Source organism: Clostridium sp. YIM B02555, assembly GCF_022320955.1.
GTDB lineage: Bacteria > Bacillota > Clostridia > Clostridiales > Clostridiaceae > Clostridium > Clostridium saccharoperbutylacetonicum.
The window spans coordinates 375,013-394,167 of sequence record NZ_JAKJJY010000003.1; the positions used below are offsets into that span (position 1 = coordinate 375,013).

The 19,155-nt window shown below is 30.8% G+C and carries 6 protein-coding genes; 4 read left to right on the forward strand and 2 right to left on the reverse strand.

Annotation, left to right across the window (positions count from 1 at the left end):
• Window positions 1–120 precede the first annotated feature (120 nt).
• The 4 genes from L3B98_RS07330 to L3B98_RS07345 all read left to right on the forward strand — a co-directional run bounded on the left by L3B98_RS07330 (window position 121) and on the right by L3B98_RS07345 (window position 17,150).
• A complete protein-coding gene (locus L3B98_RS07330; RefSeq protein ID WP_238916126.1) occupies window positions 121–6,156 on the forward strand; it encodes a non-ribosomal peptide synthetase in 6,036 nt (2,011 codons plus the stop codon).
• A 16-nt stretch (window positions 6,157–6,172) separates the two neighbouring features.
• The gene (locus L3B98_RS07335) at window positions 6,173–7,336 is read left to right on the forward strand and encodes an MFS transporter (RefSeq protein WP_238916127.1); all 1,164 of its coding nucleotides are present in this window, start codon (window positions 6,173–6,175) and stop codon (window positions 7,334–7,336) included.
• Window positions 7,337–7,416: 80 nt separating this feature from the next.
• Window positions 7,417–16,629, forward strand: coding sequence for a type I polyketide synthase (locus tag L3B98_RS07340; RefSeq protein ID WP_238916128.1), 9,213 nt, complete (start codon window positions 7,417–7,419; stop codon window positions 16,627–16,629).
• Window positions 16,630–16,748: 119 nt separating this feature from the next.
• Window positions 16,749–17,150, forward strand: a complete 402-nt coding sequence (locus L3B98_RS07345) for an FMN-binding protein (RefSeq protein WP_015393017.1) — start codon at window positions 16,749–16,751, stop codon at window positions 17,148–17,150.
• A gap of 195 nt (window positions 17,151–17,345) precedes the next feature.
• On the opposite strand, the gene L3B98_RS07350 is transcribed toward L3B98_RS07345, so the two are convergent.
• Together L3B98_RS07350 and L3B98_RS07355 are read right to left on the reverse strand one after the other, a co-directional pair.
• On the reverse strand, window positions 17,346–17,960 hold the full coding sequence (locus L3B98_RS07350) for a sporulation membrane protein YtaF (protein ID WP_238916129.1): 615 nt from the start codon (window positions 17,958–17,960) through the stop codon (window positions 17,346–17,348).
• Between the two features lie 228 nt (window positions 17,961–18,188).
• On the reverse strand, window positions 18,189–18,947 hold the full coding sequence (locus L3B98_RS07355) for a LuxR C-terminal-related transcriptional regulator (RefSeq protein ID WP_077363067.1): 759 nt from the start codon (window positions 18,945–18,947) through the stop codon (window positions 18,189–18,191).
• Window positions 18,948–19,155: the final 208 nt, after the last annotated feature.

The following is a 19,155-nucleotide window of genomic DNA, read 5'->3' on the forward strand; positions in this document are numbered from 1 at the left end:
TTGTAAAAATAATCATTTAAGACATAAGGATTTCAGAAGGAAATCACCATTCAGTGATAATTCCAAAATATATATTATCACAAAGCATATTACATAAAATAATAAAAGGGGGACATAGAAATGGATGTTAATAAAATTAAGTCAATGGATATTGAGGCACAAGTTTACGAACTTATATCTAATGTGACAGGTCATAAAGTTGAGGATCTTGATTCAGAAATGTTTCTTGAAAGTGATTTAGGAATTGATTCTATAAAAATGGTTAATTTGATGAATCAGTTAATGAAATTAATTCCAACGGAAGAATTGGATAATTTCATAACTGTTTATCCTATGACACACTTAATGTCATTGCAAACAATAGAAGAAATTGCTTCAATGTTTGAGGCGTTTTTTGGGACAGAAGAGGAAATGCATAATGAAAATACTGATAAAATAATTGAAATAGATATTAAATCACAAGTATTTGAAATTATATCAAATGTAACTGGTCACAAAATTGTAGACCTTGACTTGGAAATGTTTCTTGAAAGTGATTTGGGAATCGATTCAATTAAAATGGTTAACTTAATGAATCAGCTAATTAAGCTAATACCAGATGAGGAATTGAATAATTTTACTGATACATATCCTATGACTTACTTAATGTCTTTGCAGACAGTAGATGAAATTATTTCTATGTTCGAAGAATTTTTTGGTGAAAAATCATCAAAGGAAAGTCAATCAAAAGGATTGGAAATTTTAAATGCTCAATATCCATTCTTAGCATCGTATTGGTCAGTTGGCACTTTAACTATTTGTTCTGGAGTAAAAATTGAAGGTGAATTGAATTTAGAGCTTCTACAGGATAGTTGGCTTGAATTAGTTAAAAGACATCCAAGTTTAAGTGGTAGTTTTACAAAGGAAGCAGGGGTAAAGAGTTTCAAAGATTACAAACTAGAAATTCAAAGTGATCTAAGATTACCTAAAATTCAAGTAGAAGATGTAAGAAGGTTACCTGTAGGTGAACAAACTCAAAAAATAAAGGAAATTATTGAAGATATTATTAATAAACCATTTGATATATTTAAATTTCCACTTCACAAGTTCTTAGTAGTTGAAACAGATAATAATAAATTCGAGTTAATATTTGCAAACAATCATTTGGTCTCTGATGGTCTTGGAAATCAACAAATAATGAGAGAAATTATTGAGATATATTCTTCAAAAATAAGTGGTAAAAGTTCAAATTTATCACATGGAACATCAGTGGAGAATTACAATAAAGTAGTTTCAGAAATAAATAACTGGAATAGTCTAGAAGAAAATAAAAACTTAGAAAAATACATACAAGCTTATGGAAAAACAAAATATAGATTTAATCCTTTTAATAAGGAAAAAGTGAAAAATGAATTTGCTACTGTGAAAACTCAAAAATATTGGGTAAATAAAGATATAACTAAGCGCTTATTAGAAAAATCTAAGGCTTGGAGAGTTTCATTATTTACACTTATGGTGGCTGCTTATTTAAAAGCAATAAATGATATGGACAAAGAAAACAATGAAGTTATTATAAATTTACCAACTAGTGGTAAAGTTTACCCTAACATTGATGCTACAGGAATTATAGGATGCTTTGCACAAAATATGGCATTAAATTTTAATTTAGATGCTACAAAAGAGGAATGGAAGACAGTAGTTGAGAAAATAGATAACGAAATTAGAGAAAAAATATATGAAGGAATAGATAGAGCTCAAATAAACAGTACAGCTAAAGTAACTAGAGAACAAGATATGCTTGAAGATGGAGAAATGTCCAAAATGACAGCTGCAATAATACGTTCAAGTTTAAAATCTAATTTATATCTTTCTTTTGTTGGTAATACAGAGCTTCAAGAAAGTTATGGTTCTTTAAAGATAGTTGATTATGAAGCATATACGTCAACTAATGCTGGGGCTATAGATAATCTTGTAGAGATATTTAAAGATCAAATTATGATTACATCAAACTATGATAGTGTATGTTTTGATGGAGATAATATCAAGTTATTAATTGAAAAACTCATAAATAATCTTAATGATATGGCCAATTCACAGCTAGAAGATAAAGCAGAAAGTTTAAATAGAGAAATTTCGGAAAATAACGTGCTAATTGATGAACTTATGAAGATATCAGAAGAGGTTTGTTTAAGGTCAATTTCTAAAGAAGATATTCATAAAGATTTAGGCGCGGAATTTGGTGTTGATTCATTGCAGGTGATCCGCATAATTACAAAAGTATCTAAGCTACATAAAGGAATTGATAGAGAGGCTCTATTTAAATGTAGAACTTTAAATGAAATGGCTTTAATAATTCAAAAAAATATTATTAGTCATGAGAGTAAGGTTGAACCAGTAGCAGAGATTACAGATAATGAAGAAATTCCATATATGAAAATTGTGAAGCAATGTAAATTGACACCTGATGCAATAGCTATATTATATAAAGATGAGAAAATTACTTATAGAGAATTAGATGAAGAATCTAATAAAATTGCTAATTATTTGATGAATAACGGCATTAAAAGAAATTCACTTGTTGGAATAATGGTATTTCCAGGACCAATGATGTTAATTGGTATGATAGGGATAATGAAGGCAGGAGCAGCTTATGTACCAGTAGATCCAGCTTATCCAACAGATCGTATTCAATACATAATGAAAAGTGCTGGTATAGAAATCTTGCTTACGGAACATGACTTAAAAGAAACCTTGAGTGAACTTATAGAAAAAGATTCACCAATCAATACCCTTGTATATTTAGATTATGGCAAGGTTATGGATTTAATGGGCAATTATAATCAAGTCCCAAAAGAGATGTGGCTGCAATTTTCTGAGGCTAGCCCTAAATATATAAATTCTCCAGATGATTTAATGACAATTTTATATACTTCTGGCTCAACAGGAAATCCTAAAGGGGTTATGCTTGCACATAGAGGCTATATGAATAGATTAATATGGCATCAAGATACATTTAAACTTAAAGAAGGAGAGCGTGTTGCTCAAAAAACTTCTTGTTGTTTTGATATTTCTGTTTGGGAACTTTTCTGGCCTTTAATGTATGGAGGAGTAGTTTGTCCAGTCAGAAAAGAAATTGTAAAAAATCCATGGGGCTTAGCAAAGTGGCTTATAGAGACTAAAATAAATATAATGCATTTTGTTCCATCTTTATTTGGTGAATTTGTAAATTCCTTAGAGGATGATGACTATGAGTTTAAGGATTTAAGATGGCTTATTTTTAGCGGAGAAGCTCTTCCTATGCCAACAATTCAAAAATGGATAGATAAGCATGGATTGGCTACAGGACTTGCAAATCTATATGGGCCAACAGAAGCATCAATTGATGTTACTTGTCATATTATTGATAGAAGACCTGGGGACAAAGGGGAAAATACCATTCCAATAGGAAAACCAATTACAAATGTGTTTATTAAAGCCTTAGATGAAAACATGAAGGAAGTACCAGATGGAGAAATTGGAGAGCTTTGGATTGGTGGTATTCAACTTGCCAAAGGTTATAAAAATAATAAAGAAAAAACAGAGGAAGCCTTTAAACCTAATCCATTCAAGGAAATCCCTGGAGAATATTTATATAAGACAGGAGATTTAACTACAAAGTTATCAGATGGAAGTTTTGATTATCTTGGAAGAATTGATAATCAAGTTAAAATAAGGGGATTTAGGGTAGAACTTGGAGAAATTGAAGCAGTGCTAGGAGCCCATCCTTCTATAAATGAAGCGGCTGTAATAGCAGTTGATTATATTGATGGACAGAAGCAATTAATAGCATGGGTTTCTGGAAATAAGGTCGATGACAATGAATTAAAAGAATTTATATCAAAGAAGCTGACTTATTATATGATTCCTCATCGTTTTGAATGGCTAGCAATTTTACCTAAGACACCAAATGGAAAATTAGATAGAAAAGCATTAAATCAAATGTATGATAAAAGCACTACTGGAGCTAGTAGTATAGAATTGGAAGCCAAAGAACCTGAAACACAAGAAGTAGTGATGAATGAAGTTCCTTTATCACCTGCACAAAAGTTTTTGATAAATTATTTTGATTATCCATATCAATGGACTGGATATACAAGATTTTTATATAAGCAGCCATTAGACTTTGAAATGTTTAATAAAGCTTTAACCATTGTAACTAATAATTATGATGCATTAAGATGTGTGTTGGTAAAAGAAGCTGGCAAGTGGATGCAGAGATTTTTACTAGAAAATCAAGAAGTAGAAGCAGATTATTATGATGGTTCTCATATGGATGATAAGGAAAGAGATGAAGCTGTTAATAATTTAATTAATGAGATTATTGGAGAATTAGAAGTTGATAAGTGGCCGCTTTGGAAGGTTGTAATAATTAAGTTAAGTGATTCGGCTTATGATATTTCTGTAATAGGTCATCATCTTATGTCTGATCTTATAGGAAATCAATTATTGTTTAAGAGAATATGGGCAGTTTATGGACAGCTTATTTCTGGAGCTAATGAGGTCAAACTAGAAGAGCAGAAATCATATAAGGACTTTGTTGTAAAGGTAAATAAAGAAAAAGAGAATAAAGCAGTAGAATTTGTAAGATATTACAAAGAGCAATTTCCTTCAGAATTGTCAGCTTTCAAGATTTCGGAAGATTTTAATTTAGGTGAAAACACTGAAGTATCAGCTAAGTCAGAAATATTTACTTTAGACAAAGCTGAGACCATAAAGTTACAAACCACAGCGAAAAAGTTTTTTAGAACAAGTTTATATAACATATTACTTGCTCCACTTTATAAAATGTTACAGAAAAAATATAACAAATCATGGGTTGTTGTAAGTCACAGGATGAATGGTAGGGAGTTAGGAAATGAAACTTTCTTTGAAACAGTAGGGAATTTTGCCATAAATTATCCAGTTGGAATCAAGGTGGAATATAACGAAGAATGGTCAGAAACAGTTAAAAAGATTGAAAATGGAATGAATCAGGTTCCGCTAAAGGGAATAAGTTATGATTTGGTTTCAGATGAATTACCTTCATATATGTATCCAGATTTGAACTTAACATCTATAAGAGCTAACTATTTAGGAAATAGAGATATTACAAATTATGATGTATTTGAGTTTTCAAAAGAGGGAAGTGACAGAAGGTATTCACATCCTAAGCAAAAGAGAATTTCATCAATTGAACTCTTCTTCTCTATTGTAAATGGGGAATTACTTTTAGAAATAGAATACTCTAAAAATATGTATGAAGAGTCAACTATAAGACAGCTTGGAGAAGCGTATATTAACACTGTTAAGGAAATGATTAATTATATACAAGATGAAAAAAATTCAATGGAAGAAAAAACGTTAAAGCCTATTTCCTTTAGATCAAAAAGTAAAAAACAAGGTACTCTTTCAGGAAAGGTGGTAATAATAACTGGAGGAGGAAGAGGTATTGGAAGAACTATAGCAATTGAGATGGCAAAAGAAGATGCTCAAGTTGTTATTATATCTAGAACAATCAGCCAGCTTAAGGAAACTCAATCAGAAATTGAAAAATTTGGAGGAAGGGCTATTTCTATAGCAGCTGATATAAGTGATTATAATTCAGTTGAGAAAGCTGTAAATAAAGTTATTTCAGAATTTGGTAAAATAGATGTTCTTGTAAATAATGCAGGAATAACAAAACTAGAAGGTTTTACTGATACTAATATGGAGGAATGGAAAAAGATAGTTGAGGTGAATTTGTTTGGTACTTATAATATGTGCAAATTAATAGTTCCTTATTTATCTAAGCAAAAGTCAGGAAAAATTATTAATTTAGGTTCTGATTCTTCCTTTATTGGATATCCTTTAATGAGTGCATATTCAGCTTCAAAACATGCCGTACTAGGACTTACAAAATCCTTAGCAGAAGAGTTAAAGCTAAACAATATTCAGGTAAACGCAATTTGTCCATCTTTTGTAGAGACAGATATGACTCCAGGTGGTTTAAGAAATAGTGCTATGCCAACAGAAAAGGTAGCTGATTTAGCTATATTCTTAGCTTCGGATAAATCTGATTATATAACTGGTGAAGCAATTAAAATATATGGTAAGCAAGACATGTATTGGTTTGGAGCTAAGCAGATGCAGGCTATCAGAGCAATAGTTAATAGAAAATAAAGGAGATTTTGCAAAAATGCATTTTAAAGACAAAATACAGTTAGTGTTTTTAGATAATAAATGGATTATTTATATGATAGGTTTACTTATTGGTGTTGCAATGGGGATTATTAATCCCCTTGCCTCCACCCATTTAAAGGAAAATAATGTGGGAAGCTTATGGATAGGTATAATTTCGTCTTCTTTTTTCTTGGCTATGTCAATGGGATCAATGTTTATTAATAGGAAGTTAAGAAACAAAGGTATTAAGGAGACTATATTTATAGGTGGAATAATTGCAGCTGTAGCAACTATCATTTTTCCACTGGAGTCTAATTTATTTATTTTACTTTTATTGATGCTGATTATAGGGTTTGGAATAGGATTAAATATGGTTGGAATTCAAACTATACTTCAGGAGTTAATAAAAGAAGAAATAAGGGGAGTAATAAGTGGAGTTTATTCACTTAACTTTGCTATAGGTTTTGTATTTAGTTCTGTAGCAGGTCCTGTGCTTTATGAAACTAAACCTTGGATTCCATTTATGATTGCAATGGTTGCACTTTTATTATGCCCAATGGTTGTTAATTTTAGCTTTAAAGAAAAATTGTTATTTCCAGTGATGCTGAAAGGTAATATGCATAGAAAAATATCTGTAGGACTTCAAGGGGCATTTTTGTATGGAGTTACAGAAACCACTCTTACAACTCTTTATCCTGTTTTTCTTATATATCAAGGTTATGGTTTACAAGATACTGGATATGCCTTGGGAGTATTTGTTGTAGGGAGTATTCTAGGAACTATACCTATAACATATCTTTCGGATAAACTTGGACGCGAAAGAGTTTTATTGCTTAGCATTTTTACATCTATATTTACAATTTTAGGAATTTCAATCTTTAGTAATTTTACATTAAGATTAATATTCTCATTTCTATCAGGTTTTATTATTGGACCATTATATCCAGTGGCTTTAGCAGTTTCAATACAAAAGCTTAATAAGGAAGAAATAGCTCTTGGAACCTCGTTATTCACTTCTTTTTATGGTGTGGGATCAACTATTGGACCACTTATATCTTCAATAGCTATGAGCTTATTAGGAGATGATCATATTTTTACTGTTTGCTTACTTCTTTTTAGTATTTTTATTTTTATAACATTTATTAAAAGAATTAAAGATAAGACAGAGATTTTGAGTTAAATTAGTTATGAGTTTAGGAGGGAAAGCCGTGGGCTTTTCTTAAAATAGCAGATTATTTTTATAGTATGGGAGATGTAAAGATGAGCGATATAAATAATGTGAAAATGTCGATTTCTTGTGGAAAAGATATATCAGATAAATATACAAGTAAACAGAATATAGCTAACTTATTAATAGATTCAGCTAAAAATTCAAGAGATAAAGGTATAATATTTATTCAAAATGACAATTCAGAAATTTTATTAACTTATGAAGAAATTCTTGAAAAAGCTATGTATTGCTTAGGGTCACTTCAAAAAGATAATTTAAAACAAGATGATTTTGTAATGATGTCATTCCAAGATAATATTGATTTTGTCGTAGCTTTTTGGGCATGTGTACTAGGTGGTTTTGTACCAGTTCCGATCTCTCCACCTTCAGCATTTAAAGGCAAAAATGCTTCATTGGAAAAGCTTATAAATGTATGGAATACACTAGAAAAGCCTATAATGCTTTGCGATGCTTCAATGATAACTAATATGAAAAATAATGATATTTATCCTGAGTGTCAACAAATTGATATGTTTGATATATCAGTTTTAAGACAAAGTACAGAAAAAGGTCACATTAATTTGACTTCAACTGATAAGCCTGCCTTTATACAATTCAGTTCAGGAAGTACAAATACACCCAAGGGAGTAGTTTTAACACATAAAAACCTTTTAACTAATATAACGGGAATAATCGAAAGTGCTCAGCTGACTTCTGAGGATAAAGTTCTTTCATGGATGCCGTATTATCATGATATGGGATTGATAGGATTTCATTTGACGATGGTTACACTAGGTATGTTACAGGTAAATATGAGCCCAATGAAATTTGTAAAAAGACCAACACTTTGGATGGATTTAGTTTCAAAATACAAAATCAATCTAACATCTAGTCCTAACTTTGGATATAGGTTGCTGCTCAAAAAAATTACCGATAAACATCTTGAAAGTTGGGATTTAAGCAGTTTAAGATTGATTTTTAATGGAGCAGAACCTATTTCAGTACCATTAGTTAGAGAATTCATGGAAAAGCTATCTGTATGCAAGCTGCCAGAAACAAGCATGTATATGGTGTATGGTATGGCAGAAGCATGTTTAGCAGTTGCATTCCCAAGGGTAGGGACTAAACCAGAAAGTCGTTTTATTAGTAGAAATAGCCTTATAAGCAAGTCTTTAGCAGAAGAAGTTACTGAAGATAATAAAGATGCATTGCAGGTTGCTGATGAGGGATATGCTATTTCTGGTATGCAGATTCGTATCGTAAATGATGATGGAGAGGTAGTTCCAGAAAAGCTGTTAGGAGAAATACAAATAAAAGGTGATAATGTTACTTCTGGATACATTAATAATCCTGAAGCAACTGAAAAATCCTTTCAAGATGGATGGCTTAAAACTGGAGACACTGGTTTTATGATTGATGGAAAGCTATGTGTAACAGGACGTATTAAAGATATAATTTTTGTGAATGGACAAAATTTATTTGCATATGATATAGAGTTTAAATTAGAAGAAATGGATGGAGTAGAGCCGGGAAAAGTTGTAATAGGCGGTTGGCATGATGAAAAAGAAGGAAGAGAAAAAACAGCTATTTTTTCAGCTCTACGCGTAAAACAAGAGAATATTAAAGAATTTTATGGAAATATGTTAAGAAAAGTAAATGAAGCCTTTGGTATAATGGTTGATTGTGTGGTTCTAGTCAAAGCTATTCCTAAAACTACTAGTGGTAAAGTAAGGCGTTTCATGATGATACAAGCTTTACTTGATAAGGAATATGAAGATACAACCTTTACAGCAAATGAATTATTAATAGATATAGAAGAAAATAAAGTAGAAGCAAAATCAGAAGTAAGTACTGTGATAGAATCTTTAATATTAAATAACAATGCAGATAAAATAAGAGAAATATGGGCAACAGTATTAGAAATGCCAGCTGAGAGTATTGGATATAATCAATCCTTCTTAACCTTAGGTGGAACTTCTATAAAAGCAGTTCAGATTTTAGGTATGCTTGAAGATGAATTCAATTTAGAGTTAGGTCACGATATACTTATTAATTGTAAGACAATAAAAGAAATGGATGAATATCTGATAAGATTATCGAAAGGTGATATATCAGGAGTTAATATTATCAAAAAAACTTCTAATGGAATTAATGAAGAAGACGATATAGCAGTAATAGAAATGTCTTGCCGTTTTCCAGAAGCATCAAATCCAGAAGAATTTTGGAATAATATTGTAGCTGGTAAATGCAGTATTGATGAAGTGCCAGAAGATAGATGGGACATAAATCAATATTATAGCAAAACTAATGATTTTACAAAGACAAATTGTAGAACAGGTGCCTTTATAAATGACGCCTTTGATTTTGATGCCAAATTGTTTAATATTTCTGATGAGGAAGCAGCAGTTATGGATCCTCAGCAAAGAATTATATTAGAATTAGTATATGAGATATTAGAAAGAGCAGGATATTCTAGAAAAACTGTAAGTGGAAAGCGTTTAGCATTGTATATTGGTGCTGGTACCAATACATATCAAGAGTATCATTTAAATACTTTGAATATGACAAATCTTAAGAATTTTGAAAGCTTCAGTTCACTTACAGAAGAAGAACAAGGATCAATACTTAATGAATGGAAAAATAAATTAGGAGTAACTGAATTTCATCCTAATCTACTTGTAGACAATATTATAAACATGATTGCTGCAAGAGCTTCTCAAGAGTTTGATTTAAAGGGGCCTAGTATAACAGTAGATACAGCATGTTCTTCTTCCTTAGTAACTATACATTTAGCTTGTGAAGCACTTAAAAAAGGTGAATGTGAATTAGCTATAGCAGGAGGAGTAAATTTATTACTTACACCAACTCCATATATTTATCTTAGTAATGCTGGAGCACTATCTACAAGTGGGGAATCAAGAGTTTTTGATGCAAAGGCTGATGGACTTGTTCCAGGAGAAGGTGCAGGCTTAGTTTTATTAAAACCTCTTAAAAAAGCTTTAAAGGATAAGGACAAAGTCTTAGCTGTAATAAAAGCTAGCTCTATAAATAATGATGGACATTCAATAGGGGTTATGGCACCTAATCCAAATGGTCAGCGTGAAGTAATTGAAGCCTTGTATTTAAATAATGATATTGATCCAAATGAAATACAATATGTAGAAGCTCATGGTACTGGTACAAAAATTGGAGATCCGAGTGAAGTAAGAGCTTTAACAAGTGCCTTTAATAGATGGAAGCCTAAAAACAATTCTATAGCTATAGGATCAATTAAAGCAAATATTGGTCATCTTTTAAATGGTGCTGGAATAGCTAGTTTTATTAAAGTAGTTTTAGCTATGAATAATAAAATAATGCCTCCTAATGTAAACTTAAGCGAGCTTAATCCTTCAATTAAATTTGACAAAACTCCATTCTATACTATGCTTGAAGCTAAAGATTGGAAGGTTCAAGAAGGAGAAGTAAGAAGAGCAGCAGTAAATTCCTTTGGTTTCGGTGGTACTAATTGTCATATGGTTATTGAAGAAGCTCAAGAAATTGGTAAGGAGGAAACTGCAAGAGAGTATGAGCGTGATAAGCATATTCTAGCATTATCGGCAAATTCGAAAAGATCTCTTCAATTGAAGATTAACAATTTTGTAGAATATTTAAAAGCAAACAAGGAAATGAATCTAGGTGATATATGCTATACAGAAAACACATGCAAAACACTGTTTAAATACCGCTCAAGTATTATAGCAGAGTCAATTGAGGATTTAATAAACAAACTAGAAAATCTTCAAATAGATAATATAAATTGTGATGGTCAGCACAAAATCGCATTTATGTTTACTGGACAAGGTTCTCAATATGTTGGTATGGGAAGAAAGTTATATGAAAAGCTACCTATTTTTAGAGAATATGTTGATGAATGTACAGAAGCATTTTATCCTCATCTGAACCAAAAAATAACCGATTTAATTTATGGCGCTGACGCAGATGAAAAAATTCTTGAACAGACTAATATAACTCAACCTGTAGTATTTACTATGGATTATGCATTTGGAAAACTTCTTTTAGATTTAGGCATTAACCCTGCTTATATGCTTGGACATAGCGTTGGAGAATGGGCAGCAGCTTGTCTTTCGGGTGTAATAAATTTACGAGAAGCTGCTGAAATAATAACTGTCAGAGGAAAGCTTATGGGTGAATTACAATCTGAAGGCAGTATGTGTGCAGTATTTACATCAGGAGATAAACTTGAGCAATTACTTAAAAATTTCGATGGAAATGTATGGATAGCTGCATATAATGTAACTCATCAGGTTGTATCTGGAGAAACAAAAGATGTGGATAGATTTTGTACAATATTATTAAAAGAAGGAGTAGGGACGAAAAAACTTAAGGTTTCTCAAGCTTTCCATTCACCGCTTATGAATCCAATGCTGGATGCATTTAGAGAAGTTCTTAACAAGGTGAACTTTAAGACTCCTAATATCCCCATAGCATCAAATGTAACTGGACAAATAATGGATAAACCTTTTGATACAGAATATTGGGTAGAACATATCCTTTCATCTGTAAAATTTGAGCAAAGTATTAAGTGTTTAGCAGGCAATTCAGTGGATATTTTTATTGAGTGTGGGCCTGATAAGGTGCTGGCAAGAATGGCAGGAGGGATACAAAATGTTGGTAATAAAACAATTTTATCATCATCAGATCGTAAAGGAGATTCTTTAGAGATAATTTTAAAAACAATATCTTCACTTTTTAATTTAGGAATTGATATAAGTTTTGAAAATTTTGAAAGTGGTATCTACTATGAGAGAGTTAAATTACCTATATATCCATTTGAAAGAAAGACATATAAACCTGATTTCGGAAGAGAAAGTATAAAAGTTCCAAATGAATGGTTCTATAATTGGAAGTGGGCGCCTGGATTTCAAGAAGCATTTAGTTCATTGCAAGCAGGGAATGTAGTGATATTTGATGATGGAAGCGGTATTAATGAAGAAGTTGAAAAACTCCTTGATCCAGATAAAAACAAAGTTTATTCTATTAGAGCAGGTGAAACATATTCATATGATGGCGATAGAAAATTTGTAGTTAATCCATTAATAGAAAGCGAGTATGTTGAAGTTTTTAATGCTATTCCAGGGTCAATAGCTACAGTAATACATCTTTGGAACTTAAAACAGGAGATTTCTAACTTGGAAGCTGTATTCAATGAAAGCGTAATAAATGGAAATCTTTATAGTGTTTTATATATAGGAAAAGCTTTGTCGAAATTAAATGTAGAAGGTATTAAGTTATTATTAGCAACAAATTTAGGTGTTCCTATAGATGAAAAGCATAAAATTTCAGCTCCGCACCAATCTATTGCTATAACCTTGACTCTTGCTTTAGATCAAGAAAATAGTTTTATAAATGCACATTGTGTTGATCTAGATAAAAATGAGTTTGAATCTAATAGAGAAATAGCTAAAGTTTTGTTTAATGAAATAATGAGTGAAACAAATAGCGAAGGTATTGTTGTCATCAGAGATGGAGTAAGATATATTAGAGATTTAATAAATGTTATAGAATTAAATGAGACTTCGGAAATTAAATTTAAAGACGGTGAAACATACCTGATTACAGGAGGGTTAAGCGCAGTAGGGGGTGCGATAGCTAAAGCAATTGTAAAGAAAGCTAAAGTAAACCTAGTTTTAACAGGACGCAAGGAATTGCCGTTACGAGAAGAATGGAATAAGGAAATTGCTAATAATACTAAAATTTCTAAAAAGATTGAGTTGATTTTGGAACTTGAAGAATTTGGAGCAAGTGTTTCTTATGAAGTTGTAGATGTAACTAAAATGGATGATATGAAAGCTTTAATGATTAGAATAAATAATAGATATGGTTCTATTCATGGAGTGATTCATGCAGCAGGAACAGTTGATTCATCTAGTTATAAGCTTCTAAATAAAGAAATTCAAGTAGTGAACGACGTTATTGAACCTAAGCTTCAAGGGGCTGTAATAACTGATTTAGTTACAAGGAAAGAACCTTTAAAATTTTTTGTTATGATTTCATCAGTATCTTGCTCAAGAAAGATTTGGTCAGCAGGGCTTGGAGATTATTCTGCGGCAAATTCCTTCCTATCTGCTTATAGTTTTTATAGAGCAGGTCAGGATGCACCAGGAAAATCCATTGCAATAAACTATTCATTGTGGGCAAGCATTGGAATGGGAGCTGACTTAGGAGAAGGTGCTGATTTAGCTTTAAAAGCACAAGGATTAAATCCTCTTGCACCCAAAAAAGCTGTTGAAGCCTTTATGAGAGTTTTGTCAGATGGAAATCAAAGCGTGGTTCATATAATAGATAAGATTGAAAATTCTAATCAAAAAGAAGCTTCTAAAACAAAGGCTGTGAAATTTAATTTTAAAAAAGTAAATAATGTTAAGGAGGTTGTGTATAGTGTTATTGCTGAGCAATTACACATTGAAAAGGATCATTTGGATATTGGTCAAAATTTCCTTGAATTAGGTTTAGATTCTCTTGGTGCTATAAAAGTTATGGAGACGTTAGGAAACAAACTTGGAATGGAATTATATCCTACCTTGATATTTGAATACCAAACACCAGAAACCTTGGCAGAATATATTGAGAAAGTTTATACTCAAGATTTTGATGAAGCGGCAGCAGATAAACTAGAAACCATCAATGAAGATAATGCTAAGGATAAAAAAGTTAAAGATATTGCAATAATTGGAGCAAGTCTTAGAATACCTGGAGCAAATTCATTAGATGAATATTGGAAAATCTTAGAGCAAGGTAAATGTGTAATAAAAGAAATTCCAGAAGAAAGATGGGGTGGAAAGAACAGCTTTAGTACAGATCAAAACGCTGATCATACTTCGTATTGTAAATATGGAGGCTTTATAGAAAATCCATATAATTTTGATCCATTATTCTTTGGAATGTCTCCTAGTGAAGCCTCTGTAACTGACCCTCAACAGAGAATTTTCTTAGAGATTGCATGGGAAGCACTACAGCAGGCAGGTTATGGAGGAAGATACAACTCGAATAATATAGGTGTATTTGTTGGTTGTGAACAAAATAATTATGCAGAGCATTTTGCGAATTACAGAACTTACATGGAATTAAAAAACAGTCTATTGCAAAATCAGGTGTTTAATAATATGAGTGAAGAGCAAAAACGTGAAATAATGAATAATATCTTTAATGTATTGCAGCCAGCAAAGATGGTATCTGATGCAGTTGCTGGGAATAGCTTAAATGAAGTTGCAGCAAGGGTAAGTCATTGCTTAAATCTCACTGGACCGAGCTTGACCTTTAATTCTGCATGTTCATCGTCACTTTCTGCATTACATTTTGCTTGTGAAAGCATTAGAACAGGAGAAAGTAAGATGGCAATAGTTGGAGGTGTAAATTTGAATATTACTCCAACAAATTTTGTAGGCTTAAGCAGAGTTCAAGCGCTTTCTAAAACAGGAACTTGTTATCCATTTGATAACAGGGCAGATGGTATGGTACTTTCAGAAGGTGCAAGCGCAATATTATTAAAACCTCTTGAGGAGGCTATTAGTGATGGAGATAATATAATGGCTGTAATTAAAGGCTCTGCTATTAACAATGATGGACATTCTCAAGGTATAACAGCGCCAAGACCTCAAGGACAGGCAGAAGCAATAAGAAAAGCTTATTTAAAAGCAAAGGTTAATCCTGAAACTATATCTTATGTTGAAACTCATGGTACTGGAACGCCACTTGGAGATCCAATTGAAGTAGAAGGTATGAGCCAAGCCTTCCGCTCCTTTACAGCAAAAAAAGAGTTTTGTGCTATTGGATCAGTTAAGTCTTCAATAGGACATATGTTGTCAGCCTCAGGAGTAACAAGTTTGATTAAAGTTCTTTTAGCATTTAAAAATAATAAAATACCACACACTATAAATTATGACAAATCAACAACTAATGCAAATATTGATTTTCCAAATTCACCATTTTATGTTGCTAGTGAAAAGCCTAAGGAATGGAGAAGTAATGGAAAAGATCCATTAAGGGCAGGAGTAAATGGTTTTGGCTTTGGTGGAACCAATGTTCATGTGATTTTAGAAGAAGCTCCAAAAGTAAGTAATCGTGAAAGGGATGAAGAAAAATTCCCATACTTATTACAGTTAACTGGTAGAAATCAAAATGTTGTACGAAAAATAGCTGCTAATTTAAAGAAAGATATTGAAAAGCAAGAAAACTTAACTGTTTCATCGATTTGCTATACTATGAATAACAATCAAAAAGAGCTAAGTACTAAAAATGCAGTAGTGATAAAATCTAAGAAACATTTATTAGAGGTACTTGCTAACATAGAAAAGGATATTGACACTGAGGATATTTACAAAGGTAGATCTAATCCAAATCGTCAAACAGAAGCGTATCTTGTTTTAGATGATAGCATCAAGAATATTAAAAATTATAAAGAGGATTTATTCTCACATATTGTAATATTTGCTGATGCATACAATGAATGTATGGATAGCTGTAAACAACTTAAGGATTTAAGCAGTGAAGAAATCGAACGTGTGGAAATATTTGTAGTGCAATATGCACTAGGTGTTATGCTGAGTAAGTTTGAAGTGAAGCTATATGGAATAATTGCAGAAGGAACAGGAATTATAGCAGCAGCTGTGTTAGCAGGTATGATAAGTCTAAAACAAGGTATAGCAAATGTTCTTGATACAACAATAATAGAAAGTGATAACAGTTATAAAGTTAGTCAAAGTGAAGTATATGTCAATTGCCCTATATTAACACCAGCAGGGATTATAGAAAGTGAAGAGGATATTTTCAAAAATATTGAAGCAAATATTCAAAGCTTAAAGGGATTTGTAAATAAGAATCAAGTTGTTATATATCCAGATAGCCTTCACAAGATTAAGACTAAGGAAATTTATGATGATAAATTATTTAATTTAGTTGAAATGGCTTTTGATAGTAATCCGATTGAAGGTGTTATAAAAGCATTTGCTAAGCTATATATTCTTGGTGTAAGGTTTAATCCTAATAAGTTCTTTGCTAGTAACGAGAAGAAAGTTAAATTATCTACTTATCCTTTTGAAAATGAAGAATATAAGGTTTCTGTTTTAAAAGAGCCAGATTTTAAAGAATTAAAGTCATCAACAACATTAAGTAAAAAAGGTTTATTAAAGCTTGAAAAAATTAATGTACTTACTGAGGTTGAAAGAAAACTGATTAGTATTAATTTGGCTAAAGACATAAGATAGGTAATTATTACGATTTGGGCTAATTATACTGTAAATCATATGAAAGAAAATAACAAAATAAAAGTTCTTTGTTAATTCTTTCATATGGTTAAATTTCTATAATGTGGAGGTGACTATACTTGATAAGTATAAAGAAGATAGTAGTGATTGTTATTTGTGCTGTTATTGTAGTTTTAGGTATTTGGGGATTAAAGTATTTAATATCTATACAACAATATCAAAAAATTATTAGTAATTTAAAGATTGACACTATAGATTTATCAAATATTCATGATGGAAAGTACACAGGTTCTTTTAATACTGAGTATGTTGGGGCGGAAGTTTCAGTTGTAGTTAAAGACAAAAAAATTACTAATATAACTTTATTAAATCATAAGAATGAAAGAGGTAAACCTGCAGAGGTTATTTTGCAAAATGTTGTGAAGGCTCAGAGTTTGCAGGTAGATACAGTCTCAGGAGCAACGAATAGCAGTAAGGTGATTTTAAAAGCTATTGAAAATGCATTAAATTCAGCAAAGTAATTAAGCAAGTGTTTAAATTAAAATAAACAAACTGGATATTGGCATTTATTTTTGTATAAATTTTTTTTGATTATTAAAATTAGGTCAAATATATTTTGTGAAGTAATATTAACGTAAAAAAAAATATTGAATTATAAAAATTTAAGATGCAGCCATAAATTTGGCTGCATTTTTTAGAAGATAATAATATAATTTTTAATTAAAAAATTCAATTATACCAAGAATTATAAGCAATATTCCTGAAAATAATGGAGCGTATCTGCCACAAAATGTTCCTAATATATTATTTCCTATGGATTTTCCAAGTATAATTATAAGAATACTAAATATGAATGTAGAAATTACTGTTATATTAATGTTTACCCCTGTTATACTGGCGGCTAAGCCAGTACCTAAGTTATTAAACATTAATCCAAGTCCTACAAAGGATGCTTCTTTTATATTCAAATCACCAGAATTATCTAAATCAGATTTTATAGCATACTCAGCCATATCTTTAGCATTTTTTAATGCAATATCATTTGCTTTGTTATTATTTATAATATTTAAAATGCTTTGGAACAAAAAGTACATACCTAATAGGATAATAATTATTGCACCAAAAGAATTAGTTATTGATATTGGGAAAAAACTTGATATATAAATTCCAAGTGACATAGACAAAAAAGTTCCCATAGATGTTATAGTAGCGATTACAAGATTTGCAATTATGCCTATATTTATTTTTTTAATTCCATATGCGATACCTATAACTAAATTATCCAAATTTGATGATAGACTATATAATAATGCAGATAAAATTAATGCCATATTGTACCCCCATCAAGGTTTATCTTTCAATATATGATAAAAAAATCAAAAAGTTGATTGAAAGTGATGGTAAATAAACAGTGTTATTTTTAGTTAAAGATATTTCTAATATTTACAACATCCAAAACAAGTTGAAGTGAAAACTTTTTAATGAATTAAATTACTTGTACAGAACCAATTAAAACTTTTAATAAAACCAGAGGCTAATTGATACTTGGGAAATATATACTATTGCTTATTTCTGAATTCAAGTAAATTTCTCTTACTAGACACATTGAATTTCTTATATAAATTCTGAAGGTGTTTCTTTAAGGTGTAGCTGCTAATAAAAAGTTTGTCTGCAATTTGATCACTGTCCATATCTTCAAAGATAAGCTGCAAAACTTCCTCTTCACGATTTGTTAAATTATATTTTGAAGCAAGATGAGTTATTGAATATGAGGTACTAGAAGAGTTTTTATCATCTTTTGTGTAGAACTCATAAAAGCGAAGATTTAAATGATCACTAAAAGCTTTAACAAGAAACATTTCGTCAGAAGTAAAATCTCCTTCTTCCTTTGAACGATAAATTGTTAGTACGCCTAAAAACAAATCATTATAGACTAAATTAAGTTGTATTGAATAGTGAAGTCCAAAAGGTTCATAACATTTTTTATAGAGTGCAGTTTTTATTCTTTCTTCATCTGGCATTAAATCACTTTCACGAATAAGTAAGCATTGTCCACTTAGCATTACCCAGCGAGTATAGTCTTCATCTTCATTTAAAAGATAATGTTTTTCAGTTTCTGAATAAACTTCAGGTACACAAATTGGCTCACAAAGCAGATTTTTTGAATCGGTATGATCAGCCATTAAAATACTTGAAGCAGTATTTGGAATTAGCATCTTAAGTAAATTTAAAAATGTAATCTTCATAGTATCAAAATCTGGGATACTATATATTTGATATATTATATTATTTACTAAGAGAAATTCGTTATTTTGCATAGTAATACCTCACTGTAATTATGAAATTATTAAAAATAGTTTATCACACTAGGTATTTATTGTACATATTAGTAAAAATGCTTAAATATTGAGAGCAGCATATACTAACTAAGAAAAAATCTACTTATAAAGGAGTATAAGTACTCTTAAAATAATTCAACAACAATACCTTAGTATAATTGTAATAAGTAGTAACCTTATTTTATAA

Excerpts from the sequence above, each read along its gene's own strand:
- L3B98_RS07350 (WP_238916129.1), bottom strand. The coding sequence starts at position 17,960 with ATGGCATTAATTTTATCTGCATTATTATATAGTCTATCATCAAATTTG.
- L3B98_RS07335 (WP_238916127.1), top strand. The coding sequence starts at position 6,173 with ATGCATTTTAAAGACAAAATACAGTTAGTGTTTTTAGATAATAAATGG.
- L3B98_RS07355 (WP_077363067.1), bottom strand. The coding sequence starts at position 18,947 with ATGCAAAATAACGAATTTCTCTTAGTAAATAATATAATATATCAAATA.
- L3B98_RS07330 (WP_238916126.1), top strand. The coding sequence starts at position 121 with ATGGATGTTAATAAAATTAAGTCAATGGATATTGAGGCACAAGTTTAC.
- L3B98_RS07340 (WP_238916128.1), top strand. The coding sequence starts at position 7,417 with ATGAGCGATATAAATAATGTGAAAATGTCGATTTCTTGTGGAAAAGAT.